Below are 26,582 nucleotides of genomic sequence, written 5' to 3' on the forward strand. Positions count from 1 at the left end.
GCACGCCGCATGAGATCCGAGGCGGGTTCCATCGGTCCGGCCTCTGCGCTGCCCTGGTGGAAGGGCGTGGGGGGCATTGTGGTATTGATCGCGGCGCTGCTGGTGCTGTCGCTGTGCAGCATCCTGGTCGGGGCCAGCCAGATCGACCTGCGCAATGTGTTCGATGCCGATTCGGATGACATTGTCTCCAAGGTTCTTTTTACCAGCCGGATTCCACGCACACTGGCCTTGCTGCTGGCGGGCGCCAGCATGGCGGTGGCCGGCATGATCATGCAGATGATTGCGCGCAACCGTTTCGTCGAGCCGGCCACCGTTGGCACGGTGGGCTCGGCCAGCCTGGGCATGCTGGTGGTCGCGCTGGTCTCGCCGGGTCTGCCGATGATCGGCAAGATGCTGGTGGCGGCACTGTTCGCACTGGCCGGCACCGGGCTTTTCATGCTGATACTGCATCGGCTGCCGCTGCGCACGGCGCTGCTGGTGCCGCTGGTCGGACTGGTGTTTGCCGGCATGATCGAGGCCATCACCAGTTTCCTGGCCTACCGCTTCGAGATGCTGCAGGCGATCCGAGCCTGGACGACGGGGGACTTCTCGGCCGTGCTGCAGGGCCGTTATGAGCTGCTGTGGATCTCGCTGGCGCTGACGGTGGCAGCCTTCTTTGCCGCAGACCGCTTCACGGTGATCGGCATGGGCGAATCGGTGGCGACCAATCTGGGCGTCCACTACGGGCGCTGGATGCTTGTAGGCCTGGTGATCGTGGCGATGGTCACGGCCTCGATCGTGGTGACGGTGGGCACCATTCCTTTTCTCGGGCTGATCGTGCCCAATCTGGTGAGCCTCTGGATGGGTGATCGCATGCGCCGCTCGGTGATCTGGGTGGCGCTGTGCGGAGCCGCCCTGATGCTGTTGTGCGACATCGTCGGGCGGCTGGTGATCCACCCATACGAGATTCCGATCGGCACCATCATGGGGGTGCTGGGCAGCTCGCTGTTTCTGGTGTTTCTCTGGCGCAAGCGCGCCGAACTGGGCTGAGGGCAGGGCAGGTACATGCGTCACGATGCCGCGCCGCCAACGGCGCCTACTGCGTCCCCTGCGCTCACCGCTTCCGAGAAGGCCGGCGATATCGGACTGCCCTGGCAGCGCCGCCTGACACCGCCGCGGCGCCTGGCGCTGCTGGCCGTTCTGGCGCTGGCTTGTGCGCTGCTCTTCATGACCGTGGGGGTCAAGACCGACTGGGCCTTTGCGCTGCAGTTCCGGGGCAAGAAGCTGCTGGCGATGCTGCTGGTGGCCTATGCCATCGGCGTCTCGACGGTGTTGTTCCAGACCATCACGCACAACCGCATCCTGACACCGGCCATCATGGGTTTTGATGCGCTGTACCTGTTGATCCAGACCCTGCTGGCCTTTCTTTTCGGCATGCGGGCGGTCAATGCCTTCGATCCGACGCTCAAGTTCCTGTCCGAGACGCTGCTGATGGTGCTGCTGGCGTGGCTGCTCTTCAGAAGCCTGTTCTCCGGCGCGGTGCGCAGCCTGCACCTGATGCTGCTGGTGGGGGTGGTCATGGGGGTGCTGTTTCGTTCGCTCACCAGCTTGCTGCTGCGACTGATCGATCCCAATGAGTTCGGCAGCCTGCAGGATCGTTTCTTTGCCAGCTTCAACCTAGTGGCCACGCACCTGATCGTGGCCGCGGCCGTCGTGCTGGCGGCCACGAGCTGGTGGCTTTGGCGCCTGCGCCACAACTTCGACGTGATCGGCCTGGGGCGCGACATGGCCATCAACCTGGGCGTGGACTATCCGCGCGTGGTGATGCAGATTCTGGTGTGCATCGCCATCATGGTTTCGGTCTCGACGGCGCTGGTGGGGCCGGTGACATTCTTCGGCCTGCTGGTGGCCAACCTGGCCTACCAACTGATGGGCGACTCGCGCCACCGCAACACGCTGCCGGCGGCCGTGCTGCTGGGCGTGGTGGCATTGCTGGGCGGGCAGCTGCTGCTCGAGCGTGTCTTCGAATTCAATACAGCGCTGAGCGTCGTCATCGAATTCGTTGGCGGGCTGGTCTTCATTGCACTGCTGCTGGGCGGCAAAGGCCGATGAGCAGGCCGGGGAATAGACACATCGCCAGGACTGGTGTCGTGAATTGGAAGTTCGTTGAATAAACAAAGATGTCGAAATCGTTGTCAGGCAAGGCGCAAACTGCAGTGATAGCCATCGCTATCATGAGGATTTGTAACGCAGCATGGCGGCGATTCTCGGCATCTTTATGAGACGAACTTCCAATTCACGACACTAGGCTGCAAGGGCAGAACGGAACACCACCATGATCGAAGCACAATCCGTCAGCAAACGCTATGGCCAGACGCTGGTGGTCGATGACGTTTCGCTGCGCATACCGCGTGGCGGCCTGACCTCCATCATCGGTCCCAATGGCGCCGGCAAGTCGACCATGCTGTCGATGATCAGCCGGCTGTTGCCGATGAGCGCAGGGACAGTGCTGGTCGACGGCCAGGACATCCACACCACGCCCAGCCACGTGCTGGCGCGCAAGCTGGCCATTCTGCGTCAGGACAACCACATGGCACTGCGCCTGACGGTGCGGGATCTGGTGGCGTTCGGCCGCTTTCCACACAGCCAGGGGCGCCTGAGCCGCGATGACGAGGCCCGCATCGACGCGGCGCTCGCGCACCTGCATCTGCAGACGCTGGGAGGGCGTTACCTCGACGAAATCTCCGGTGGCCAGCGCCAGCGTGCTTTCGTGGCCATGGTGATGTGTCAGGATACCGACTACGTGCTGCTGGACGAGCCACTCAACAACCTCGACATGCACCATGCGGTTGCGATGATGGGCTTGCTGCGCTCGCTGGCCGACGAGCATGGCAAGACCGTGGTGGTGGTGGTGCACGACATCAATTTCGCTTCGACCTATTCGGACCACATCGTTGCGATGAAGCACGGCAGGCTGGCCTGCCAGGGTAGCCCCACCGAACTGATCCAGGAGGACGTGCTGCAGTCCCTCTACGAAATGGCGGTGCGGGTGCACGAGATCGCCGGGCAGCGCATTTGCGTGTATTACCGCTGAGTGTTCTGCGCGCCCCGCCATGCTGCCGGCTCAGGCCGACAAGGTGCTGTTGCACTTGCCCTTGGCGCTGGCACCGGCGCGCAGGAACAGTGGCAGGCTTTTCTGCCGGATGCGCTCGAAGGTCTGGCGAATGTCGGTCTGATCGGCCGGCACATAGCGAAACTGCGGGTTGGACAAGGAATAACGGGGCTCCGACGATTTGAGGTGTTTCATCTCTGAATCCTTTCGCTGTGGGTGTCGGCAAGAGCTTATGTGGCGCGATTGCGCGGCCGCGTAGGACAAACGGCGCTGCACCTGTCACCCAGGAACTGAAAGCCCATGTGTCCCGGCCCGCCATTGGGCAGTTCCGGTGAGGGTGGTGACGCTGATGCCTGTGACCTCGCACGAGGCTGTCGATTCCAGGAAGGAGATCGACAGGTGCGATGGTTTACAATTGCAGCCCCTTGTCCACCGCCAGTGTCCTGTTCACCGAAGCATTGGCTGGCTGGTCGACGCGCGCCGTGCCTTGACGGTCATCCGCCTTGGGCCGGGCCTGTCGCAGCATCTGCCCGCCGGGCGCGCAGCTGCTTTCCAGAACTCCACATCTTTACCGCCACCTTGCGCATCGCGCTATAGTGTCGAGCATGCAGGCTCGGTCTGTTGCCGCCTGCACTTGAGATTGCCTCCCATGACAAACCATAACGAAGCACCCTTTGAAATCCATGTCCACGGGCAAGTCTTTGTCCGGCCGGAAGTTGGCTTTTCGGATATCGAGGAGGCATTGAAGCCGCTGTGGCGTTACGCCGGTGCGCGGTCGCTGACTGCCGGATCCGGCAGTGCCTATGACGAGGAGCCGGGCATCGAATTCGTGGCCCGCGAGCACGTGCTGCAGATCTGCTGGACCGTGAGCGGCGACGAGGATTTCCGCCAGGTCATCGATGAGGTTTGCATGAATCTCAACGAGTTGGCCAATCGCGGCTGCGTGCTGGAAGTCACTTTCTACGACCGTGCGTTCGACGACATGGACGAGGATGAGGATGACGACGCGGAGGAACTCTCTGAAGAGGATTCCCGCGACGACTTCTTTCTGTTGTTCATCGGCCCCACGCCCTCGGCCATCATGCAGATCCAGCGCGACCTGCTGGTGCAGGACGTCATCAGCCTGATGGAGCGCCATTTCGATGCCAGCGAGCTGACCGGTGTGGTCAAGGAGGTTGACCGCCTCTTCACCGACCGTTTCGATGCGCTGGTCAATTCGCTCGAGTTGGGACGCCCGCCGCGGGGCGAGTCCGGCTCCGGCGGCCATGGCGGGCGCCGCCCGCGCCATCTGCACTGAGTCTTTGGAATCCCGGCGCTGGCCGTGTCCCGGTCGGGCCCGTCAATGAAGCTGGGCTTCGGACTGGCGCTGCTGTGATATGGCCGCATCGCCGATGTGCCGCGCCAGCATGGCGTGCAGCAGCTCGGCATTGCCGCTGCAGCGCGGCACGATGCGGCCGACGACGGCAGCATCGCCCGCATGCAGAAGGCCCTGGCTGGACAGGCGCCGGATGGTCTGGGCAGCCACCGCAACGGCGGGGTCGAGAAACCGCACACTTGGCGGAGCAAGCGCCTGCAGTACCGGCAGCACGAACGGGTAATGCGTGCAGCCCAGCACCACCGTATCGATGGCCGCGGTCCCCTCCACAGGTCGCTCGCGCACCGGCGCCAGGTAGAGATTGCACAGTTCGTGGATGGCCTCGGTGTCATCACGCTCGATCGCTCCCGCCAGGCCATTGCAGGCGATGTTCAATACCTGGGCCTCGCCATGGCAGTGCTGCAGAAGCTGTCTGTACTTGTCGCTCGCGAGCGTGCGCTGTGTGGCCAGCACCGCAACGCGGCCACTCCGGCTGCATAGCAGCGCGGGCTTGACGGCCGGCTCCACCCCGATGATGGGCATGCCCGGATGGGCTTGGCGCAGCATGTGGATGGCCGCTGCCGTGGCGGTGTTGCAGGCCACCACCAGCGCCTTGATGCGATGCTCGTGGAGCAGTGTTTCGGTGATGGCGCTGCTGCGGGCGGTGATGAAGGCGTCATCGCGCTCGCCATAGGGCGCATGGGCGGCATCGGAGAAGTAGACGAAGGATTCCGCCGGCAAGGCTTGGCGCAGCGCCCGCAGGATGCTCAGCCCTCCAACTCCGCTGTCGAACACGCCAATCGGCGCATCGCTCTCGCACATACGCAACACCTGTTTCCTGCCCGTGGATGAAACCCGGTCGAGTTCGACGCGGCCGGCCGCAAAGAGCGGATTATTCCACGCTGGCGGCTTTTCGTCCCGGGCCGTGCCCTTCAGATCACGGCGTTGTCGGCGCCAGCGCTGGCTGACGGCGCGTCCGTCGGCGCCTGGTCGGCGGCGCTTTGCAGCGGCTCGATCTTCAGGATCGCCATTGAGAGGTTGTCGCCACCGCCGTTGGCGCGCTCGCGCGCCTTGTTGGTGAGGAACATGGCGGCGTCACGCGCGCCCAGCATTTGCACGGTCTGTCCCAGTTCCTGTGGCGTAAAGTGGGCCCACAAGCCGTCGCTGCAGGCCAGCACCACGTCGCCGGGCTCCAGCTTCGCGACGCTGTGTATGGTCGCAGGGGGTTCGACCTCGCTGCCCAGGCAGCCCACCAGCACGTTGGAGTTGGGGTGGCCGATGGCTTCCTCCTCGCTGATTTCGCCGCTGTCGATGAGCGATTGCACATACGAGTGGTCGCGGGTGCGGAAAACCATGCGGCCCCACTGGAAGTGATAGATGCGCGAGTCGCCGGCATGCACCCAGTGGCACTGGCCGCGTGGCGTCACGAGAAATGCCGCGATGGTGCTGTGAGGCTCCTGCTCGGCGGAGATCGCCGTCAGGCGAATGACGAGGTGCGACTCCTTGACGATGCCCTGCAGAAAGGCGGTGGGATCGTCGGTTTCGGGGTCGAAACGCTCGAACATCTGGCGAGCCGTCAGCAGCACCTGGTCGGCCGCCTTGCGGCCGCCGCTACGCCCGCCCATGCCATCGGCGACCACACCCAGAATGCAACCCTTGTTGCGGGGGTGCTGAAGAATGGCCACCTGGTCCTGCTGGTATTGCCGATCGCCTTTGTGGATGCCGGTGGCGGCAGTCAGTCGATAATTGGTGCCCATGACGCGTCGATCTCTGAACAGAAGGAAAAAACCGGCAATGCCTTGCCTCATCAGGTCGGATTATGGCCTGCCGGATCCGTTTCGTACATTTTCTAACAGCGCCGGGGCGCATCCGGGCATCGAAACCGGCACAGGATGGGGCCGGCCGGGTACTGTTTCCCGACGCGCCGGGCAGGGCTGGCGCTGAGCATGCAGTTTTCCGAACACATCGCCGCGACCTTCGGCACGCATGGGGCACTGGCGGAGGTCAATCCCGATTTCAAGCCCCGCAGCGGCCAGAGCGAGATGGCCCAGGCGGTGGCCGAGACCATCGAGCAGGGCGGCGCGCTGGTTGTCGAGGCGGGCACGGGCGTCGGCAAGACCTATGCCTACTTGATACCGGCGCTGCTGAGCGGCGAGCGCGTGCTGGTGTCGACGGCCACCAAGGCGTTGCAGGACCAGATTTTTTTTCGCGACCTGCCTTTTCTGCGCAAGGCGCTGGGCATTTCGCTGCATGCGGCGCTGCTCAAGGGGCGTTCCAGCTATCTGTGCCCCTACCGGCTGGAACTGGCCGAATCCGAGCTCGATGGCGCCAGGCCCGAACAGATCCACTGGTTGCAGCAGGTGCGGCGCTGGGCCGCCACGACGCAAAGCGGCGACATGTCCGAGATGCCGAATTTCCAGGAGCGCTCGCCCCATTTGCCGCTGGTGACCTCCACGCGCGAGAACTGCCTGGGCTCGCAGTGCCCGAGCTTTGGCCAGTGTCATGTGAACAAGGCCCGCAAGCAGGCGCTGGCGGCAGATCTGGTGGTGATCAACCACCACTTGTTCTTTGCCGATTTGCAGGTGCGCGAAAGCGGCATGGCCGAGCTGCTGCCCAGCACGCGCGCTGTCATCATCGACGAGGCGCACCAGTTCAACGAGACGGGCGTGCAGTTCCTGGGCGTGCAATGGGGCAGCCAGCCGCTCATCGACTTCGCGCGCGACATGCTGCGCACCGCCACGGCGCTGGCGCGTGGCATGCAGGATTGGCAACCGTTGGCCCATGCCATCGACACGGCCTGCCGCGACTGGTTGCGCCTCATGCCGCAGACCTTGGCCCAGCCACGCCTGAACTGGGCGGGGCGGGCGCCTGAGAGCATCAATGAAGCAGCCTGGCTGCAGGCGCTCGATGCGCTGGGCGCAGTGCTGGACAGCGCCCTGCAGGCCCTGCAGAGCGTGCAGGAGATGGCGCCCGAGCTGGCGCGCCTGACCGAGCGCTGCGCCGACATGCTGGAGAAATGCAGGCTGTTCCAGGGACTGGCCGATGCGCCGCGCGTGCGCTGGCTGGAACTGGGCAGCTTGTCGATGCGGATTTTCGAGAGTCCTCTGGACATTGCTGCCGAGATGCGTGCTCGCTGGCAGCTGGCACCACCGGAGCCGCCATCCGAAGCGGCGCAGCAGCAGGCCTGGCTGGATTCGCACGCCGAGCTCGTATCACCGGCGAATGCCGGGACAGCTGCACCGCCAGAGCGCCAGCATGCCTGGGTGTTCACCTCGGCGACGCTGGGCTCGGACGCCGGGCTGAGCCTTTTCACGCATGCCTGCGGGTTGGAAGGGGCGCGCATTCTGCGCGTGCCCAGTCCGTTCGACTATCCACGCCAGGCGGCCCTGTATGTGCCCGAGGACCTGCCCGATCCGCGCGAGGCCGAGGCGCACGGCCTTGCGGTTGCCCGGCTGGCGGGTGCGGCGGCGCAGACGTTGGGCGGACGCACGCTGGTGCTGACGACCACGCTCAAGGCCCTGCGATTGATCGGAGGCACCTTGCGCGAGCAGTTCGGCGGGGCGGAGAGCGGGGGGAGCAACAGCGATGGCGTGCAGGTGCTGGTGCAGGGCGAGCGCTCCAAGCAGCAGCTGATGGAGTGGTTTCGCGCGCCGCCAGCGGGCGTCAAAGGCTATGTGCTGGTGGCTTCAGCCACCTTCTGGGAGGGCTTCGACGTACCCGGCGATGCGCTGGAACTGGTGGTGATAGACAAGCTGCCATTTCCGCCGCCCAACGATCCGGTGGTGCAAGCGCGCGCGCGCCGGATCGAGGAAACCGGGGGCAGCCCATTCCGGGAGCTGTTCCTGCCCGAGGCGGCAGTGGCCCTCAAGCAGGGTGCCGGGCGGCTGATCCGTCGCGAGAGCGACCATGGCTTGTTGGTACTGGGCGACCGGCGTCTGGTGCAGAAGTCCTATGGACGGCAGCTGCTGGCCAGCCTGCCGCCGATGCGCCGCCTGCAGGACCGTGCGCAGTTCGATGCGGCACTTCAGGAACTGGCGGTGCAGCGTGTGCCGCGCCCAGCCTGAGGCTTAGGGGCCGCGATGCCTGCGGCCTCGGAACCTGTCCGCAATGATCTTTTCATGGGCCCACGAAAAGATCGTGAACAGGTTCGCAGCAGGGGCCATGGATGGGGCGGAACGGGTGCGTCAATCCCAGAAACGCCACCAGGAGCTGCGGCTGCCTGCGCTGGCCTGCGGGCTCTGGCCTTCCGGGAACGAGGCGGCCATGATGCGGCGCGTGTCGTCGCGCAGCTCGGTCATGCCCAGCGCGTCATACGAGCGCTCTAAAATCTCCAGCGCCTCGGGCAGTGCTGGCGCATCCTTGTAGTCCTGCAGGGCCAGCTGGGCGCGGTTGATGGCGGCCACGTAGGCGCCGCGCGAATAGTAGTAGCGCGCCACATGCACTTCATAGGCGGCCAGCGAGTTGACGATGTAGACCATGCGCTGGTGGGCGTCCGGCGCGTACTTCGAGTCAGGGAAGCGCTCGACCAGTTGCTTGAAGGATTCGAACGACTCCTTGGCGGCCTTCTGGTCGCGCTCGGAGAGATCGCGCCGCGACAGCCAGGCGAACAGGCCCAGGTTGTCGTTGAAGTTGATGATGCCCTTGAGGTAGAGGGCATAGTCCATGGCCGGGCTGGTCGGGTGCAGCATCATGAAGCGGTCCAGCGTGGCAATCGCCTGGGCCCGCTCGCCGTCGCGGTACTGAGCATAGGCCTTCTCCAGCTGTGCTTGCTGGGCCAGCACGCTGCCGGCCGCGCGGCCTTCGAGGCGCTCGAGCAGTGGCACGGCCTTCTCGTAGTTGGCGGCGCTGATCTCGCTGCGCGCTTCCGAATACAGCTTGTCGGCGGGCCAGTCGGCACTGGGATCCTTGCCGCTGCTGGCACAGCCGGCCAGCACGAGGACGGAGATCGCAGTTGCGCCCAGGCGCAGGAAAATGGTTTGGCTTTTCATAGATCGCGTTGAGCTTTCAGATCCGGGGAACGCGGGAAGTCGGATATCCAAGCCGGCCATTGTATCTGCCGGCCGTGCAGCGGGCGGGTAACAAGGATGCAAAGCCGCGCACGCACTGCGGATGCCGCTGTGTATGACACAGGGATGGGCGTGGCGGATAGAGAAGGTAAGAACCTGTTCAGGCGCAACGCGCAAGCGCACTGAGGCTTTGGACACGCTCTTACAATGGCGGGCTATGTTCATCCACCTGCGCCTGCACTCCGAATTCTCCGTCATCGATGGCACGACCCGCATCGACGAGGCCGTCAAGAAAGCTGCTGCCGATGGCCAGCCGGCCCTGGCCATCACCGACCTCAACAACCTTTTCGGGGCGCTCAAGCTCTACAAGGATGCGCGCAAAAAAGGCCTCAAGCCATTGCTGGGCACGGAACTGACGCTGCAGGGGATTGGCGACGACGCACCCAGCCGCGTGGTGGTGCTGGTGCAGGGCTGGCAGGGCTATCTCAATCTCAACGAGCTGCTGGCACTGGCCTGGACGCAGAACGTCCACCAGTTCCCACAGCCGCTGGTGACCTGGGCGCAGCTGGAGCAATACAACGAAGGGCTGATCGTGCTTGCCGGCGCGCAGGCCGGACCGGTGGGCCAGAGCCTGCTGCGGGGCGACGATACGCAGGCGCATGAACGTGCCGCCCGGCTGGCAGCGCTGTTCCCGCAGCGTTTCTATATTGAGCTGCAGCGCGCCGGGCGGCGCGACGACGAGCGCCATGTGCAGGCCGCCGTGCGCCTGGCAGCGGCACTGGGGCTGCCGGTCGTGGCCACGCACCCGATCCAGTTTCTCGAGCGCGAGGACTTCGAGGCCCACGAGGCGCGCGTGTGCATTGCTGAAGGTGAGATTCTGGGCGACCAGAAGCGCCAGCGGCGCTTCACCGAGGACCAGTATTTCAAGACCACGGCCGAGATGCAGGCGCTGTTTGCCGACATCCCATCGGCCCTCGAGAACACGCTGGAAATCGCCCGGCGCTGCAATCTGACGCTGGTGCTGGGCAAACCACAGTTGCCCAACTTCCCGATTCCCGATGGCCTGAGCATCGAGCAGTACTTCCGCAAGGTCTCGCAGGAAGGCCTGGAGCAGCGTCTCGAACTGCTGTACCCGGACCCGGCCAAGCGCGATGCCGAGCGGCCGCGCTACCAGGAGCGGCTGGAGTTCGAGCTGGAAACCATCCTGAAGATGGGCTTCCCGGGCTACTTCCTGATCGTGAGTGACTTCATCCAGTGGGCCAAGGAAAATGGCTGCCCGGTCGGGCCGGGCCGCGGCTCTGGTGCCGGCTCGCTGGTGGCCTACGCGCTCCTGATCACCGACCTTGATCCGCTGCAGTACAACCTGCTGTTCGAGCGCTTCCTGAATCCGGAGCGGGTGTCGATGCCCGACTTCGACATCGACTTCTGCCAGACCAACCGCGACCGCGTCATCGAGTACGTCAAGGGCAAGTACGGGCGCGACGCGGTCAGCCAGATCGCCACCTTCGGCACCATGGCCGCGCGCGCGGCCATCCGCGACGTCGGCCGCGTGCTGGACTTCAGCTACACCTTCTGCGACAGCGTCTCCAAGCTGATCCCGAACAAGCCCGGCAAGCCGGTGACCATCGCCCAGGCCATCGAGGAAGAGCCGCTGCTCAAGTCGCGCCTGCAGAACGAGGACGAGGTGCAGACCCTGCTGGCGATGGCGCAAAAGCTCGAGGGCCTGACGCGCAACATCGGCATGCACGCCGGAGGCGTGCTGATCGCGCCGGGCAAGCTCACCGACTTCTGTCCACTCTACCAGCAGCCGGGCAGCGAGTCGGCCGTCAGCCAGTACGACAAGGATGACGTGGAGGCCATCGGCCTCGTCAAGTTCGACTTTCTGGGGCTGGCGACGCTGACCATCCTGGAGCTGGCGCGCCAGTTCATCGTCGCGCGCCACCCCAACCAGAAGGACTTCGCGTTCGAGACCATTCCGCTCGACGACCGGCCCACCTACAAGCTGTTCCAGGACGGCAAGACCGAGGCGGTGTTCCAGTTCGAAAGCCGCGGCATGCAGGGCATGCTCAAGGAGGCCAAGCCGAGCCGTCTGGAAGACCTGATCGCCCTCAACGCCTTGTATCGTCCCGGCCCGATGGACCTGATCCCGACCTTCGTGGCGCGCAAGCACGGCATGGAGCCGGTCGAGTACCCGCATCCGCTGGTCGAGCCCGTGCTCTCCGAGACCTACGGCATCATGGTCTACCAGGAGCAGGTGATGCAGACCGCGCAGGTGTTGGGCGGCTACTCGCTCGGTGGCGCCGACATGCTGCGGCGCGCCATGGGCAAGAAAAAGGCCGAGGAGATGGCCAAGCACCGCGAGATCTTCCGCAAGGGGGCTGCGGAAAAGGGCATCGGCCAGGACAAGGCCGACGAAGTCTTCGACCTGATGGAGAAGTTCGCCGGCTACGGCTTCAACAAGTCGCACGCGGCCGCCTACTCGCTGCTGGCCTACCACACGGCCTGGCTGAAGGTTCACTATTGCGCCGAGTTCTTCTGCGCGAACATGACCATCGAGATGGACGACACCGACAAGCTCAAGGTGCTCCTCGAAGATGCGCAGAAATTCGGCATCCGCTTCGAGCCGCCGGACGTCAACACCGGCGCCTACCGTTTCGAGCCGATCGAGAACAAGGTCATCCGCTATGGCCTGGGGGCCGTCAAGGGCACCGGCCAGGCGGCCATCGAGGCCATCATTGCCGCGCGTGAAGGCCGTGGCGAAGGCGAACGCGGCAAGGAGCACGGCCCGTTCAGAAGCCTCTTCGACTTCTGCCTGCGGGTGGACAAGCACAAGATCAACAAGCGCACCGTCGAGGCGCTCATCAAGGCCGGCGCCTTCGACAGCATCGAGTCGAACCGCGCCGCGCTGCTCGCTTCGCTGGATCTGGCGATGGAATGGGCGGCCACCACGCTGGCCAATGCCAATCAGGGCGGCCTGTTCGACATGCTCGGCGACGACGCCGTCGGCTCCAGCCAGCAGGAGCCCGAACTGGTGGCGACGCCCGCCTTCGGGGTACGCGAGCGCCTGCTGCAGGAGAAGACGGCGCTGGGTTTCTTCCTCTCAGGCCACCTGTTCGACGAGTACGAAGCCGAGGCGCGCCGTTTCGTCAAGACGCCGATCGCCGACTTGCAGGATACCCGCGACACCCAGCGGGTAACCGGCATCGTCGGCGAGATCCGCACCGTCAACGGCCAGCGCGGCAAGGTCACCATCTTCAAGATCGACGACAAGAGCGGCACCATCGAGGCCGTGGCCGACGAGGCCACCATGGAGGCTTGCGGCGCCGCGCTGCAGGAAGATGCGTTGCTGGTGCTCAATGTGCGCTACCAGGCTGGCCGCAATGGTTTCGAGGCGCGTCTCAATGTCCAGGAAATGATGGATCTGGCCACCGCGCGCTGCGCCTTTGCGCGCCATCTGCGGCTCGACTGGCTCGAACGGGGGGCCAATCAGCCACGGCAACAGCAGTTGCAGCAATTGCATGGCTGGCTGCAGGCCTATGCGCCACCCGCAGCCGAACCGCAGCCCGAGGACGAGTACGACGCCGCGCCGCGCCGGCGTGGCGTGCGCCTGCGCATCAGCATGCTGTGCCATGGCGAGCAGGGCAGCGCCCGTGCCGATGTGGTGCTGGCACCCGAGCAACTCGTCTACCCCAGCGACGAAGCCTTGCACGAGCTGCTGCGGCACAATGGTGGCGCCGGCGTGCAACTGGTATACCCGTGATGCAGGCGCGCGGCTGCGCCAGTGCCAGTGTGCCCCCGCCCCTACATCCGCCCCGGTTGCCCATTTCCCCAGAAAATATCCCCCCGATGTCCGCCATGCCCCGCATACCCCGATGAGCACCGAATCCAACACTGCGGCGACTGATGCCGCCATCATCGCCGCGACCCGCCGCTGGGTCGACGTGGCCGTGATCAGCCTGAACCTCTGTCCCTTTGCCAAGGCCGTGCAGCACAAGGGGCAGGTGCACTACGCCGTCAGCCACGCGCAGAGCGAGGATGCGTTGCTCAAGGACCTTGCGCGCGAGTTGCTCGCGCTCGCCGACGCCGAGCGCGCCGTGCGTGACACAACCCTGCTGGCCGTGCCCGACATGCTGCAGGATTTTCTCGATTTCAACGACTTTCTGGCGCTGGCCGACGAACTGCTCGAACGCCTGGGCCTGGCCGGCGAGCTGCAGGTGGCCGATTTCCACCCGCACTACCAGTTCGCCGGCACCGAGCCCGATGATGTGGAGAACTGCACCAACCGCGCTCCATACCCGACGCTGCACCTGTTGCGCGAGAGCAGCATCGACCAGGCCGTCGAAGCCTTTCCCCAAGCCAGCGACATCTTCGAGCGCAACATCGAGGTGCTGCGCGCGATGGGCATGGAGGGGTGGCGCGCGCTGGATGTGGGGCCGGCCGTCCAGCCATCCACATCCACCAATTCCCCCAGGGAGGCACGCGAATGAACGCCCCGGTGCCGGTGCAGGATCGGTCCATCATCCCGCCGGCGCCGCGCCGGCGCCGCGGCGCCGGCCGCTCGGATGCGGTCCAAGGCAGCCAGAGCGTGCTGGCCGAGCTGGGCGTCCCGGAAGACCTCTCCATCCGCCTGCTGCAAGAGCTGCACATCCTCACCCGCGAAAGCCGGCTCAACCAGGATTCGCGCCGCAAGCTCAAGCAGGTGCTGCACCTGGTGCAGTTCATCGAACCGTTGATCCAGGCCTTCGCGCAGGAGGGCGAGGGCACGCACGCGCCGGTGCTGGTCGACCATGGTGCCGGCAAGTCCTACCTGGGTTTCATTCTCTACGACCTGGTGCTCAGACCCCTGGGCCGGGGCAGGGTGGTGGGCGTGGAGTTCCGTGCCGAGCTGGTCGAGCGTTCGCAGGCACTGGCGGCGCAGCTCGGCTTCGAGCGGATGGACTTCCTGCCCTTCGCGGTGGCTGAATCCACCCGCCATCCGGCCCTGCCGGCGCAGGTCGATGTGGTCACGGCCCTGCACGCCTGCGACACGGCCACCGACGATGCCATCGCCTTTGGCCTGGCCAAGCAGGCGAGGGCCATGGTGCTGGTGCCCTGCTGCCAGGCGGAAGTGGCGGCCTGCCTGCGCGCCAACAAGGCACTGAGCCTGGCGCGCACGCCACTGGCCGAGCTGTGGCGTCACCCGTTGCACACCCGTGAGCTGGGCAGCCACCTCACCAACGTGCTGCGTTGCCTGTACCTGGAGGCACAGGGCTATCAGGTCACGGTGACCGAGCTGACCGGCTGGGAGCACAGCATGAAGAACGAGCTGATCATTGCCCGCCACACCGGTCACAGAAAGCACAGTGCCCGCCTGCGGCTCGAGGAGATCATGCGGGAAACGCAGCTGGAAGCGCTGCTGGCGCAGCGGTTTCCATTTTCGGATGGCATATGATTCGCATTTCCTGAGGCATTTCCACAACCCAACGAAAGGCGAACCATGCGTCAATTCCTTTATTTCGACACCATGCTGGCTCCCAAGCTCATCACGGTGGTCTATTGGCTGCAGCTGGTGCTGTACCTCTTCTCGGGGGTTGTCGCGTTCTTTGGTGCCATGGTGGGAGGGCGCGGTTTCCTCGGCACGATCTCCGGCATGGTCGGGGCCGTCATCCTGACCTTCCTGGCCTGCCTGTTTGCCCGCATCCTGGCCGAAGTGCTGATCGTCATCTTCAAGATCAACGACAACATCAAGAAAATCGCCGACCGGTCCGGCAGCTGATACTGTTTTCCTGCCGCTGCCGCACCATGGCCCGCCTGCCTCGCCTGACCATCCCCGGCATGCCACACCACGTGGTGCTGCGCGGCAACAACCTGCAGCCCATCTTTCTGCAGCCGGGAGACTACCAGTCCTTTCTGGACGTGCTGGCCGAACAACTGCGGCAGAACTCCGGCCTGGCACTGCACGCCTACGCCTTGCTGGAAAACCGCCTGCACCTGCTGGTGACACCGGCCGATGAGCGTTCGCTCAGCCGCTTCATGCAGGGCTTGGGGCGCCAGTACGTGCGCCTGTTCAACCAGACGCACCAGCGCAGCGGTACGCTCTGGGAAGGGCGCTTTCGTTCGGGCGTATTGCAGCCGTCGCCCTACGTGCTAGGGGTGATGACCTACCTGGACTGGCTGCCGGTGCGCGACGGGCTGGCGCAGCGGCCGGCCGACTATGCGTGGACCAGCCACCGCAACTTCGCGGGGCTGGAGCACAGCCGCTTCCTGACACCGCATCCGCTCTACTGGGATCTGGCCGACACGCCTTTCGGCCGTGAGGCCGCTTACCGCGAACTGGTCGATGCGGGCATCGGCAGCAGCATGCTCGAGCAGATCCACCGCAGCGCCATGGGCGGCTGGGCACTGGGCAACGAGCGCTTTCTGCAGGAACTCGGCGAGCAGACCCAGCGGCGTCTGCAGCCAGGCAAGCCGGGACGGCCACGCAAACGCAGTGCCGATGGAGGTTCTTGAAGGGCTTGGGTTGCTTTGGTGATGCGGGTCCTCAACGCACCCACTGGTTCATCTGGATGATGGGCAGCAGCACCGCGAGCACGATGATCATCACCGCCACGCCCATGGCGACGATCAGCAGCGGCTCCAGCAGCGTGGCCATGCGCACGGCGCGACGCTGCACCTCGCCCTGCATCTGGCGGGCGGCGCGCTCGAGCATCAGCGGCAACTGGCCGGTCTGCTCGCCCAGTCGCGCGAACATGGCCAGCAGCGCCGGATAGCGTTTCTTCTGACCCAGCGCGGCGGCCAGCGGCGCGCCCTCGCGTACCAGCACCAGCGCTTCCATGGCATCGCGCCGCATGGCCAGGTTGCCCACTGTTTCGGCTGCCGCCTGCAGGGCCTTGAGGATGGGCACGCCCGCGCCGCTGAGCATGGCCAGAGTGGATGCAAAGCGCGCCGCGTTGTATTGCGCCGCCAGGCGGCCCAGCACCGGCAGCCGCAGCCAGGCCGCGTCGAAACGCTCGCGCTGCGACGGAATGCGCAGCCACCAGCGAAACACCAGCGCAGCCAGCACCAGCGCGGCCAGCAGCCACCAGCCATACTGGCGCAGCAGGGCGCTGATGCGCATCAGTATTTCGGTCAGCAGTGGCAGGCTGCGGTTGCCGCCGCTGAACACGCTGGCGACCTGTGGCACCACGTAGCTGAGCAGGAAGGTGACGATCAGGATGCCGACGCCGGTGACGATGGCCGGGTAGAGCGCTGCGCCGACGACCTGCGACTGCAGAGCCTGGCGATTCTCCAGCTCGTCGGCCAGGCGTTCGAGCACCATGCCGAGGTCACCGCTTTGCTCGCCGGCGCCCACCACGGCAACGTAGACCTCGGAGAACTCGCGCGGCCAGGCCGCCAGCGCCCGCGCAAAGCTGGTGCCGGCATTGACTTCGGCGCGCAAGGCTGCCACCAGGCGTTGCTGGCGCTCGTCCTCGGCCTCGTCGGCCAGCATGGCCAGCGCGCGCTCGATCGGCAGGCCGGCGGTGATCAGGCCGGCGAGCTGGCGCGTCCAGATGGTCAGGCCCGTGCTGTTGAAGGCACGGCGGCGCCACAGGCCCGCGCGGCTGGCAGTCGCATCGGCCTCGGCCTGGACGCTCTCGACGCTCAGTGGCACCAGCCCCTGCGCGCGCAGCAATGCACGTGCCGAGCGCGCGGTGTCGGCATCGATCATGCCCTTGCGCGACTGGCCCTGGTCGTCGATGGCGTCGAAGGAAAAGGCTGGCATGCGGCGTTTGGCGTCAGGAAAAGAAGCAGAAGAGACCGCTGCTGTTGCGGCAAAGCACGCATTGTGCCGCATTGCATGGCGGCTTCATGACGGTGGCAGTCCTGGGACCAGGATTGGACGGACGGACGGACGAACGAATGGATGGAAGGACGGATGCGGCAAGGCATCAGCGGATGCACCGCGTGGCGCAAGGACATGCCTTACTCCATACAATGGCGGGATACCCCCACGAATCCCCAGCCTGTGCATGCCGCTGCCCGGGCCCACGCCATGAACGCCCCAGTCGACGTCTCCTTCTTTCCGCGCAATGCCAAGCCGTTGACTGCCTACCGGCCGTATTGGGCCAAGCGCTTCGGCACCGCGCCCTTCCTGCCCACCAGCCGTGCCGAGATGGAACAGTTGGGCTGGGACAGCTGCGACGTCATCATCGTCACCGGTGACGCCTATGTCGATCACCCGAGCTTCGGCATGGCGGTGATCGGCCGGGTGCTGGAGGCGCAGGGTTTCCGCGTCGGCATCATCGCCCAGCCGGACTGGCAGAGCGCCGAACCTTTGCGTGCATTGGGGCGGCCCAACCTGTTCTGGGGCGTGACGGCGGGCAACATGGATTCGATGATCAACCGCTACACGGCCGATCGCAAGATCCGCAGCGATGATGCCTACACGCCGGGGGATGTGGGCGGCAAGCGGCCCGATCGCGCTGCGATAGTCTATTGCCAGCGCTGTCGCGAGGCCTACAAGGACGTGCCCATCGTCCTCGGCGGCATCGAAGGGAGCCTGCGCCGCATTGCCCACTACGACTATTGGAGCGACAAGGTGCGCCGCTCCATCGTGGTCGACAGCAAGTGCGACCTGCTGCTCTACGGCAATGCCGAGCGCGCGCTGGTCGAGGTGGCGCACCGGCTGGCCCGGCGCGAGCCGGTCGAGCAGATCACCGACGTGCGTGGCACCGCTTTCGTGCGCCGCGCCCAGGATGAGGGCCGCACCTGGTGGGAGCTCGACTCCACCGACGTGGACACACCCGGGCCCATCGAGCCGCACATCAACCCGTACCTGACCACCAGCGAACAGGCCGAGCAGGCCGGATCGAGTTGCAGCAAGGAGCAGCAGGCTCCGGCGCAAGGCGAGGCAGATGGTGCGATTGGTGCGGTGGGTGCGGACGCCGGTACCGAAGCGAACGCGGGCTTGCCATCGCAGGGCTTCGACTTCAAGCCGGTGCACATCGTGGCCAACCCGGCGCTGCGCGGCCGCAATGCGCGGGCGCTGCCGCCACGCGAGCAGACCGTGATCCGCCTGCCATCCTTCGAGCAGGTCAAGAGCGACCCGGTGCTGTATGCGCATGCCAATCGCGTGCTGCACCTGGAGACCAATCCCGGCAACGCCCGCGCGCTGGTGCAGCGCCACGGCGAGGGCGCGACGGCGCGCGACGTCTGGATCAACCCGCCGCCGATCCCGCTCTCGACCGCCGAGATGGACCACGTGTTCGGCCTGCCGTATGCGCGCAGCCCGCATCCGAGCTATGCCGATGAGACCGGCAGCCACGACGGCGCCACACGCATTCCGGCCTGGGAGATGATCCGCACCTCGGTCAACATCATGCGCGGCTGCTTTGGCGGCTGCACCTTCTGCTCGATCACCGAACATGAAGGACGCATCATCCAGAGCCGCTCGGAGGACTCCATCATCCGCGAGGTCGAGGAAATCCGTGACCGCGTCGCCGGCTTCACCGGTGTGATCTCCGACCTGGGAGGCCCCACCGCCAACATGTACCGGCTCGGCTGCAAGTCGCCCGAGATCGAGGCGGCCTGCCGCAAGCCCAGTTGCGTTTTCCCCGGCATCTGCTCGAATCTGCACACCGATCACGGCCCGCTGATCAAGATCTACCGGCGCGCGCGCCAGCTTCGGGGCATCAAGAAGATCCTGATCGGTTCGGGCCTGCGCTACGACCTCGCGGTGGAGTCTCCCGAGTACGTCAAGGAACTGGTGCAGCACCATGTCGGCGGCTACCTGAAGATTGCCCCCGAGCACACCGAGAACGGACCGCTCTCGAAGATGATGAAGCCCGGCATCGGCAGCTACGACCGCTTCAAGCGCATGTTCGAGCAGTATTCGGCCGAGGCTGGCAAGAAGCAGTTCCTGATTCCGTACTTCATCGCCGCGCACCCGGGCACCAGCGACGAGGACATGATGAACCTGGCGATCTGGCTCAAGACCAACGGTTTTCGTGCCGATCAGGTGCAGACTTTCTACCCCAGCCCGATGGCGACCGCCACCGCCATGTACCACAGCGGGCGCAATCCGCTCAAGCGGGTGCGCCGCTACATGCGCGACAAGGAGGAGGAGCAGGTCGACATCGTGCGCGGCGAAAAGCGCCGCCGCCTGCACAAGGCCTTCTTGCGCTACCACGACCCGAACAACTGGCCACTGCTGCGCGATGCGCTCAGGGAAATGGGCCGCGCCGACCTGATCGGCAACGGCAAGCAGCACCTGATCCCGACCTGGCAGCCGCTCACCGATGGCAGCTACAAGAGCGCGCGGCGCACCAACTCCACGGCCTCCGGCAAGGCAGGCAAAGCCGGTGAAGCCAAGACCTTCGCGCGCGCCGGCAAGCCGGTGGCGGGCCGCATCCTGACCCAGCACACCGGCCTGCCGCCGCGCCCGGGCGTCAATGCCGCCAAGAAGGCGGCGAAGTCGCCGAAACGACCGCGCTGAACCAGCACCGGCCCGGCCAGCGCCTGCCCCGGCATGGACCAGCCTCAGCACACCCACTGGCTCACATCCAGGCCCAGCAGGGCTGGCAGTTTGGCGCCCCAGAGGTTGAAGGCGAACGTCACCGACCAGGGCTGACCGGACAGCAACAGGTTGGCCACGCGCAATCCTGCGAGCGCCAGGCATGCCCACCGCAACGGCCAGGGGCGCGCCCAGAGACGTGTGGCTGCAGGCATGGCGTGGGCTGCCAGCGGGTGGGCGGTGCAGTGGCGCGACGATGCTGCGCTTGCGCTGCTCCCAGGCGCATGCCAGCAGTGCCACGGCAGCCAGGCCCAGCCATTGCAGCCTGCAGCAGCATCAGGACCAGGGTGGTGAGTGCGACCGGGGCGTCGATGGCTGCGCCGCGCCCAGGCGCCTATCTTCCTTGCATGACCGCCTGGCGGCGCGGCGGCCTCGCCGGAAGGCTCACTTCTGGCGGCGTGTCCGCACGGCGGCCGCGAGGCCCTGCAGCACCGGAATGGTCTGTTCCATGCTGATGCAGGCATCCGTCACCGAGACGCCATAGGCCAATGGCTGGCCGGCCACGATGTCCTGGCGGCCTTCGTGCAGATGGCTCTCGATCATCACGCCGATGATGCGCCGGTCGCCTGCGGCGACCTGACCGGCCACATCCTCGGCCACGGTGATCTGCCGCTGGTGCTGCTTGCTGCTGTTGGCGTGCGAGACGTCGATCATCACCTGTTCGCGCAGGCCGGCCTTGCGCAGCAGTTCGCAGGCCGCATCCACATGCGCGGCGCTGTAGTTGGGCTCCTTGCCGCCGCGCAGGATGACGTGGCAATGCTGGTTGCCGCGCGTCTCGAAAATGGCGGACTGGCCCATCTTGGTTATGCCCATGAAGGCATGCGGCGCCTGCGCGGCCAGGATGGCATCGGCGGCAACCTTGATGCCGCCGTCGGTGCCGTTCTTGAAGCCCACCGGGCAGGACAGGCCGCTGGCGAGCTGGCGGTGGCTCTGGCTCTCGGTGGTGCGCGCGCCGATGGCGCCCCAGCTCACCAGCTCGCTGATGAACTGGGGCGAGAGCAGATCGAGGAATTCGGTGCCCACCGGCAGGCCCAGTGCCAGTACCTCCAGCAGCAGCTCGCGCGCCATCTCCAGGCCTTCGTTGATCGCGAAACTGCCATCCATGCGCGGATCGTTGATGTAACCCTTCCAGCCCACGGTGGTGCGTGGCTTCTCGAAATACACCCGCATCACCACCAGCAGATCGTCCTGCAGCGCATCGGCCTGCACCTTGAGCTGGCGCGCATAGTCCATGGCCTGTGCGTGGTCATGGATGGAGCACGGCCCGACCACCACGATCAGGCGATCGTCCTGGCCATCGAGCACCTGGTTGATGGCGGTGCGGCTGCGTTCGACCAACTCGCGCGCCGAAGCGGAGGCGGGCAGCCATTCCTGCAGCAGCGCCGGCGTGATCAGTGGCCGCACGGTGTTGATGCGGGTGTCGTCGATGCGCTGGCTCTCGGCCGGATTGAGCGGGGTGGCGGTACGGGCTTGTGACGGGCTCATGGTGTGTGCGGGCGGCGACGCGCCCGGTCTCGCTGGTTCGGGTTCGGATTCGGGGGAGGGAGGGTGCTCGGGTCGGGAATGGAGGTTTCTGGCCGTGCATTCTGCAACATGTTTTCAGCGCTGGCGGCTTTGTCGCCATTGCCAGGGCGGCGTGGGGTTGGCGTCTCCCCACAGGCCCTTGCCGCTGCGGCGCGCCTGCTGCTCCAGGCGCACCAGGCGCGGATAGTCATCGGCGGTGGCGCGGTAGTACCATGCCAGGCCTGCGCCCACCATGTGCTCGCCGGCATCGGTCTGCTGGCAGCGGACATCGGCGAGCACGCGGCCATAGCGGTCGCGTGGCGGGCGCAACGGCAGTTCGATGCGCTGGCCTAGGCACAACCGCAGCAGGGCCTGGCGCGCGGTCTGGCCATGGCGCTGGCGCAGTTCCGGCGCATCGATGCTCCGCAGACGCAAGCGCTGCAGCGTGGGCTGGCCACGGCCCTGGCAACGTGCCTCGAGCGAATCGCCATCGGGCACACGGGAGATGGTGCAGCTCTGGTTGCCAGCCTGCCCTTGCGCAGGGGCATGGCCGCAGCCGAACAGCAGCGTGGCGATGAACAGCAGGAAGGCCGTGGCCCGGCCGCAGTGGCGACGGGGCAGCTGGCTCGTCGTGCTTGCCCGCTGGTGGGAGGGAACAGAAAAACGCATGAAGGGGATGCAGGGGAGCGAAAGAAGATCAACCCGCTGGCACAGGATGGGGCGATGGTAGCGGCTTTGTCACCATGCTGGTGCTATATTGCCACCAGACATGGCGGCAGACGTTCCCATGTCTGGACGCCCGATGGACCACCGAGGCGAGTGGCATCAGGCGAGACAAAAGAGCACGTATCCCCGCGAATCGGCCGATTGACTGTCCGGGGCGGTGCGGCCCATGAATGGAGCGGAAACAGGTTTCAGGCCGGACGGCAGGTCCGGCCCATTTCATCCAGCGGAGGGAAATTGGCATGCGAATAGGAGTTGCTGCGGAAACGGCAGCGGGGGAGCGCCGCGTGGCGGCCACGCCGGAGACGGTGAAGAAACTGGTGGCCCAGGGCCATGCAGTGCTGGTGCAGGCGGGCGCGGGCGAGGGCGCCTCGGTCACCGACGCGGCCTATCAGGCTGCCGGCGCCGAGATCACCGATTCCGCGGGCGCACTTGGCGCCGAACTGGTGCTCACGGTCAGGTCGCCCGATGCGCAGGCACTCGCGCTGATGAAACCTGGCTCGGTACTGGTCGGCATGCTCGACCCGTTCGATCGCGACGGGCTTGCACGCCTGGCGGCGGCCGGCCTCACGGCCTTCGCGCTGGAGGCGGCGCCACGCACCACCCGCGCGCAAAGCCTGGACGTGCTGTCCTCGCAGGCCAACATCGCGGGCTACAAGGCCGTCATCATTGCCGCCAACATCTATCAGCGTTTCTTCCCGATGCTGATGACGGCGGCCGGCACCGTGAAAGCGGCGCGGGTGGTGGTGCTGGGCGTGGGCGTGGCCGGGCTGCAGGCAATCGCCACGGCCAAGCGCCTGGGCGCCACCATCGAGGCCAGCGACGTGCGTCCCAGCGTGAAGGAGCAGGTGGCTTCGCTGGGTGCCAAGTTCATCGACGTGCCCTACGAGACGCAGGAAGAGAAGGATGCCGCAGAAGGCGTGGGCGGTTATGCCCGGCCCATGCCGGCGAGCTGGCTGCAACGCCAGCAGGCCGAGGTGGCCAAGCGCGTGGCGCAGGCCGACGTGGTCATTGCCACCGCGCTCATCCCCGGCCGCGCTGCGCCCACGCTGATCACCGAGGAGATGGTGCGAAGCATGAAGCCCGGCTCGGTCATCGTCGACATCGCCGCCGGCAAAGGCGAGGGGGGCGTCGGCGGCAATTGCCCGCTCACCGAGGCCGGCGCCACCGTGGTCAAGCACGGCGTGCACATCGTTGGCGAGACCAATCTGCCCGCACTCGTCGCCGCCGATGCCTCGGCGCTCTACGCGCGCAACGTGCTGGATTTCCTCAAGCTCATCCTGCCCAAGGACGAGGGCCTGAAGATCGACCTGCAGGACGACATCGTCGCCGCCTGCCTGGTGGCACGGGATCGCCAGGTGACCCGTGCCTGAGGGCCTGAGGGCGCCGAATGAAACGCTGAATGCAGCACTGAGTGAAGTGCCGATCTTGAATTCTGAATCCATCGCCCCGGCCAACCAGGCCGTGGGCACCGACTGTTCGGCCACTGCGCCGTGAAGGAGAAACCAGCATGGATGCCGTATCCCCCATCATCACCAATCTGATCATCTTCGTGCTCGCCATCTACGTGGGCTACCACGTGGTCTGGAATGTCACACCCGCGCTGCACACGCCACTGATGGCAGTGACCAATGCCATCTCGGCCATCGTCATCGTCGGCGCCATGCTGGCGGCCGCCCTGACCGAGACCCCGCTGGGCAAGACCATGGGCGTGCTGGCCGTGGCGCTGGCCGCCGTCAACGTGTTTGGCGGCTTCCTGGTCACGCGCCGCATGCTGGAGATGTTCAGGAAGAAGGAGCGCAAGGCGCCCACCGATGCCGCCAAGGCCCAGGGACAAGCGCAACAAGGAGAGGCGCAATGAGCATGAACCTCGTCACGCTGCTCTACCTGGTGGCCAGCGTCTGCTTCATCCAGGCCCTCAAGGGTCTCTCGCACCCGACCACTTCGATCCGCGGCAACCTGTTCGGCATGGCCGGCATGCTCGTTGCCGTCGTCACCACCGCCGCGCTCATCATCGAGCTGGCCGGCGGCGCGCTCGGCCTCGGCTGGGTGCTGCTGGGCCTGCTCGTCGGCGGCACGGCTGGTGCCGTCATGGCACGCCGCGTCGAAATGACCAAGATGCCCGAGCTGGTGGCCTTCATGCACAGCATGATCGGCCTGGCTGCCGTCTTCATCGCCGTGGCCGCCGTGGCCGAACCCTGGGCTTTCGGCATTGCCGGGCATGGCCAGGCGCTGCCGGGTGGCAATCGCGTGGAGTTGGCGTTGGGTGCCTTCATCGGCGCCATCACCTTCACCGGATCGGTGATCGCCTTCGGCAAGCTCTCGGGCAAGTACAAGTTCCGCCTGTTCCAGGGCCGGCCCGTCACCTTCCCGGGCCAGCACTGGCTCAATCTCGCGCTGGGGCTGGCGGCGGCCTTCTTCGTGTTCGGCTTCTGGCACAGCCAGAGCTGGCTGGACATCGTGCTGGTCATCGCCATCGGCTTTGCGCTGGGCGTACTGCTCATCATCCCGATCGGTGGCGCCGACATGCCGGTGGTGGTCTCCATGCTCAACAGCTATTCGGGCTGGGCGGCGGCGGGCATCGGCTTTTCGCTGAACAACAGCATGCTGATCATCGCCGGATCGCTGGTGGGGTCGTCGGGGGCGATCCTCAGCTACATCATGTGCAAGGCCATGAACCGCAGCTTTTTCAACGTCATTCTCGGCGGCTTCGGTGGCGATGCCGCTGCGGCGGGGGCGGCGGGCGAGGAGCAACGCAGCGTGCACACCGGCAGCGCCGACGATGCGGCTTTCCTGCTCGGCAATGCCGACAGCGTGGTCATCGTGCCCGGCTACGGCCTGGCGGTGGCGCGTGCGCAGCACGCCGTCAAGGAGATGGCGGCCAAGCTCACGGCCAAGGGCATCAGCGTGCGCTACGCCATCCACCCGGTGGCCGGCCGCATGCCCGGCCACATGAACGTGCTGCTGGCCGAGGCCGAGGTGCCCTATGACCAGGTGTTCGAGATGGACGAGATCAACAGCGAGTTCGGCGATGTGGACGTGGCCATCGTGCTGGGTGCCAACGACGTGGTCAACCCCGCTGCGCACGTCAAGGGCAGTCCCATCTATGGCATGCCGATTCTCGAGGTCTACAAGGCGCGCCACGTCATCGTCAACAAGCGCTCGATGGCGGCGGGCTACGCCGGGCTGGACAACGAGCTCTTCTACATGGACAAGACCATGATGGTGTTCGGCGATGCCAAGCAGGTGGTCGAGGACATCACCAAAGCCATCGAGTAGTCGGCGGACATGACCTGCGGCAGCGGGTACTGCCTGCTGCCGCATAATCTCGGGCTGTACCCAACTTCGCACGCCGGCCGCCCATCATGAGCAAACAGGAATTCGCCCCCGGACTGGAAATCCAGGACATCGCCGCGCCGTTGTCGCTGCGTGATTTTCGCCTCATCGCCTTCGACATGGACTCCACGCTGGTGACCACCGAATGCGTGGACGAGATCGCCGACATGGTGGGCAAGAAGCGCGAAGTCGCCGAGATCACCGAGGCGGCCATGCAGGGCATCATCACCGACTTCAAGGAAAGCCTGCGTCGGCGCGTGGCGCTGCTCAAGGGCGTCACGGTCGAGCAATTGCAGCGCGTTTACACCGAACGCGTGCGCCTCTCGGACGGAGCGCGCGAACTGGTGCAGGCCTGCCATGCTGCGGGCCTCAAGACCCTGCTGGTTTCGGGCGGCTTCACCTTCTTCACCGAGCGCGTGCGCGCCGAGCTGGAGCTGGACTTCGTGCGCTCGAACCTGCTCGATATCCGCGACGGCGTGCTCACCGGCGGCCTGCAGGGCCAGAGCTGGGGCGACATCTGCGACGGCCAGGAAAAGCGCCGTGCCGTGCTGGAGCTGGCCTCGCTGATGGACATCGAGCCAGCCCAGGCCATCGCCGTCGGTGACGGTGCCAACGACCTGCCAATGATGCAGGCTGTGGGCCTCTCGGTGGCCTACCACGCCAAGCCGCGCGTGCGCGCCCAGGCCAAGGTGGCCATCAACAGCGGCGGACTCGATCGCCTGCTGGAAGTGCTGCGGCCCTGAAGCGGGCCACGCGTTCTCCTCGTCGGGCCCAAGTGCCCCGAACGAAAAGGCTTTGAGCAGGTTCTAAGCCCCTGCTGACGCGCATCCCTGCAGGGATGCGTTTTTCTTCGTGCGTCCAGAAAGCCGGTCGGCAAGGCTGGTTGCCAGTCAGCGAGCGCCGATGGGCATGTTGGTCATCGCCATCGGGCATTGCTGCCATCTCCATTTACAAGAGAGATACGAAAAATTGACGACTTGATAATTATCAAGAGCATTTCCTGATCCTGCAAAGAAGAATCGATCCCGTTCTCAATAT

Annotated in this window: 22 protein-coding genes; 15 read left to right on the forward strand and 7 right to left on the reverse strand. The window is 65.8% G+C overall.

The features are described 5' to 3' along the window. The first annotated feature begins 9 nt into the window (after positions 1-9). The 3 genes from EV687_RS01880 to EV687_RS01890 all read left to right on the forward strand — a co-directional run bounded on the left by EV687_RS01880 (position 10) and on the right by EV687_RS01890 (position 3,073). On the forward strand, positions 10-1,029 hold the full coding sequence (locus tag EV687_RS01880) for an ABC transporter permease (protein ID WP_122227093.1): 1,020 nt from the start codon (positions 10-12) through the stop codon (positions 1,027-1,029). A 15-nt stretch (positions 1,030-1,044) separates the two neighbouring features. Further along, on the forward strand, positions 1,045-2,091 hold the full coding sequence (locus tag EV687_RS01885; protein ID WP_122226191.1) for an iron chelate uptake ABC transporter family permease subunit: 1,047 nt from the start codon (positions 1,045-1,047) through the stop codon (positions 2,089-2,091). A 223-nt stretch (positions 2,092-2,314) separates the two neighbouring features. Beyond that, positions 2,315-3,073 (forward strand): iron ABC transporter ATP-binding protein, encoded by a 759-nt coding sequence (locus EV687_RS01890; RefSeq protein WP_122226192.1) that lies wholly within the window; start codon positions 2,315-2,317, stop codon positions 3,071-3,073. A gap of 30 nt (positions 3,074-3,103) precedes the next feature. Here the strand turns inward: EV687_RS01890 and EV687_RS01895 are convergent, their stop codons facing one another. Continuing rightward, positions 3,104-3,286 carry a hypothetical protein gene (locus EV687_RS01895; protein WP_122226193.1) on the reverse strand — a complete coding sequence of 61 codons (183 nt, stop codon included), beginning with the start codon at positions 3,284-3,286 and terminating at the stop codon, positions 3,104-3,106. A 454-nt stretch (positions 3,287-3,740) separates the two neighbouring features. Here EV687_RS01895 and EV687_RS01900 point away from each other — a divergent pair, with 454 nt between their 5' ends. Next, complete coding sequence (locus EV687_RS01900) at positions 3,741-4,388, forward strand: DUF6806 family protein (RefSeq protein ID WP_122226194.1); 648 nt, start codon at positions 3,741-3,743, stop codon at positions 4,386-4,388. Positions 4,389-4,430: 42 nt separating this feature from the next. On the opposite strand, the gene murI is transcribed toward EV687_RS01900, so the two are convergent. Together murI and EV687_RS01910 are read right to left on the reverse strand one after the other, a co-directional pair. After that, a complete protein-coding gene (gene murI / locus EV687_RS01905) occupies positions 4,431-5,267 on the reverse strand; it encodes a glutamate racemase (RefSeq protein ID WP_122226195.1) in 837 nt (278 codons plus the stop codon). Between the two features lie 110 nt (positions 5,268-5,377). Then, entirely contained in the window at positions 5,378-6,202 is an 825-nt protein-coding gene (locus EV687_RS01910; protein ID WP_122226196.1) for a PP2C family protein-serine/threonine phosphatase, read from the reverse strand. 189 nt (positions 6,203-6,391) lie between these two features. Between EV687_RS01910 and yoaA the strand changes: the two genes are divergently transcribed. Next, the gene (yoaA, locus tag EV687_RS01915; RefSeq protein ID WP_122226197.1) at positions 6,392-8,509 is read left to right on the forward strand and encodes a DNA repair helicase YoaA; all 2,118 of its coding nucleotides are present in this window, start codon (positions 6,392-6,394) and stop codon (positions 8,507-8,509) included. 120 nt (positions 8,510-8,629) lie between these two features. Here yoaA and EV687_RS01920 read toward each other — a convergent pair whose 3' ends face one another. Beyond that, positions 8,630-9,433: an outer membrane protein assembly factor BamD gene (locus tag EV687_RS01920; RefSeq protein ID WP_122226198.1), complete on the reverse strand. Its 804-nt coding sequence runs from the start codon at positions 9,431-9,433 to the stop codon at positions 8,630-8,632. 235 nt (positions 9,434-9,668) lie between these two features. Here EV687_RS01920 and dnaE point away from each other — a divergent pair, with 235 nt between their 5' ends. The 5 genes from dnaE (at position 9,669) to EV687_RS01945 (ending at position 15,940) form a co-directional block, all read left to right on the forward strand. After that, positions 9,669-13,211, forward strand: coding sequence for a DNA polymerase III subunit alpha (gene dnaE, locus EV687_RS01925; protein WP_122226199.1), 3,543 nt, complete (start codon positions 9,669-9,671; stop codon positions 13,209-13,211). A 112-nt stretch (positions 13,212-13,323) separates the two neighbouring features. After that, positions 13,324-13,938 (forward strand): DUF1415 domain-containing protein, encoded by a 615-nt coding sequence (locus EV687_RS01930; protein ID WP_122226200.1) that lies wholly within the window; start codon positions 13,324-13,326, stop codon positions 13,936-13,938. Then, positions 13,935-14,882 carry a class I SAM-dependent methyltransferase gene (locus EV687_RS01935; protein WP_122226201.1) on the forward strand — a complete coding sequence of 316 codons (948 nt, stop codon included), beginning with the start codon at positions 13,935-13,937 and terminating at the stop codon, positions 14,880-14,882. Before EV687_RS01930 ends, EV687_RS01935 begins: the two co-directional genes overlap by 4 nt. 45 nt (positions 14,883-14,927) lie before the next feature. Then, positions 14,928-15,206: a DUF4282 domain-containing protein gene (locus EV687_RS01940; RefSeq protein ID WP_122226202.1), complete on the forward strand. Its 279-nt coding sequence runs from the start codon at positions 14,928-14,930 to the stop codon at positions 15,204-15,206. 26 nt (positions 15,207-15,232) lie between these two features. Beyond that, entirely contained in the window at positions 15,233-15,940 is a 708-nt protein-coding gene (locus tag EV687_RS01945; protein WP_122226203.1) for a transposase, read from the forward strand. A 31-nt stretch (positions 15,941-15,971) separates the two neighbouring features. Here the strand turns inward: EV687_RS01945 and gspF are convergent, their stop codons facing one another. Next, positions 15,972-17,192 (reverse strand): type II secretion system inner membrane protein GspF, encoded by a 1,221-nt coding sequence (gene gspF, locus EV687_RS01950; RefSeq protein WP_122226204.1) that lies wholly within the window; start codon positions 17,190-17,192, stop codon positions 15,972-15,974. Between the two features lie 270 nt (positions 17,193-17,462). On the opposite strand from gspF, the gene EV687_RS01955 reads away from it, so the two are divergent. Then, on the forward strand, positions 17,463-19,904 hold the full coding sequence (locus EV687_RS01955; protein WP_122226205.1) for a YgiQ family radical SAM protein: 2,442 nt from the start codon (positions 17,463-17,465) through the stop codon (positions 19,902-19,904). Between the two features lie 462 nt (positions 19,905-20,366). On the opposite strand, the gene EV687_RS01960 is transcribed toward EV687_RS01955, so the two are convergent. Together EV687_RS01960 and EV687_RS01965 are read right to left on the reverse strand one after the other, a co-directional pair. Further along, on the reverse strand, positions 20,367-21,467 hold the full coding sequence (locus tag EV687_RS01960) for a 3-deoxy-7-phosphoheptulonate synthase (protein ID WP_122226206.1): 1,101 nt from the start codon (positions 21,465-21,467) through the stop codon (positions 20,367-20,369). A 114-nt stretch (positions 21,468-21,581) separates the two neighbouring features. Continuing rightward, complete coding sequence (locus EV687_RS01965) at positions 21,582-22,154, reverse strand: thermonuclease family protein (protein ID WP_122226207.1); 573 nt, start codon at positions 22,152-22,154, stop codon at positions 21,582-21,584. Between the two features lie 296 nt (positions 22,155-22,450). On the opposite strand from EV687_RS01965, the gene EV687_RS01970 reads away from it, so the two are divergent. The 4 genes from EV687_RS01970 (at position 22,451) to serB (ending at position 26,287) form a co-directional block, all read left to right on the forward strand. Then, a complete protein-coding gene (locus tag EV687_RS01970) occupies positions 22,451-23,581 on the forward strand; it encodes a Re/Si-specific NAD(P)(+) transhydrogenase subunit alpha (RefSeq protein ID WP_122226208.1) in 1,131 nt (376 codons plus the stop codon). Between the two features lie 137 nt (positions 23,582-23,718). Next, entirely contained in the window at positions 23,719-24,069 is a 351-nt protein-coding gene (locus tag EV687_RS01975; protein WP_122226209.1) for an NAD(P) transhydrogenase subunit alpha part 2, read from the forward strand. After that, the gene (locus EV687_RS01980; RefSeq protein ID WP_122226210.1) at positions 24,066-25,487 is read left to right on the forward strand and encodes an NAD(P)(+) transhydrogenase (Re/Si-specific) subunit beta; all 1,422 of its coding nucleotides are present in this window, start codon (positions 24,066-24,068) and stop codon (positions 25,485-25,487) included. The genes EV687_RS01975 and EV687_RS01980 overlap by 4 nt, the downstream gene beginning before the upstream one ends. 86 nt (positions 25,488-25,573) lie before the next feature. Beyond that, entirely contained in the window at positions 25,574-26,287 is a 714-nt protein-coding gene (gene serB / locus EV687_RS01985; protein ID WP_122226211.1) for a phosphoserine phosphatase SerB, read from the forward strand. Positions 26,288-26,582 lie beyond the last annotated feature (295 nt).

This window comes from Corticibacter populi, from assembly GCF_004217315.1.
In the GTDB taxonomy this organism is placed as follows: Bacteria; Pseudomonadota; Gammaproteobacteria; order Burkholderiales; family Burkholderiaceae_C; genus Lampropedia; species Lampropedia populi.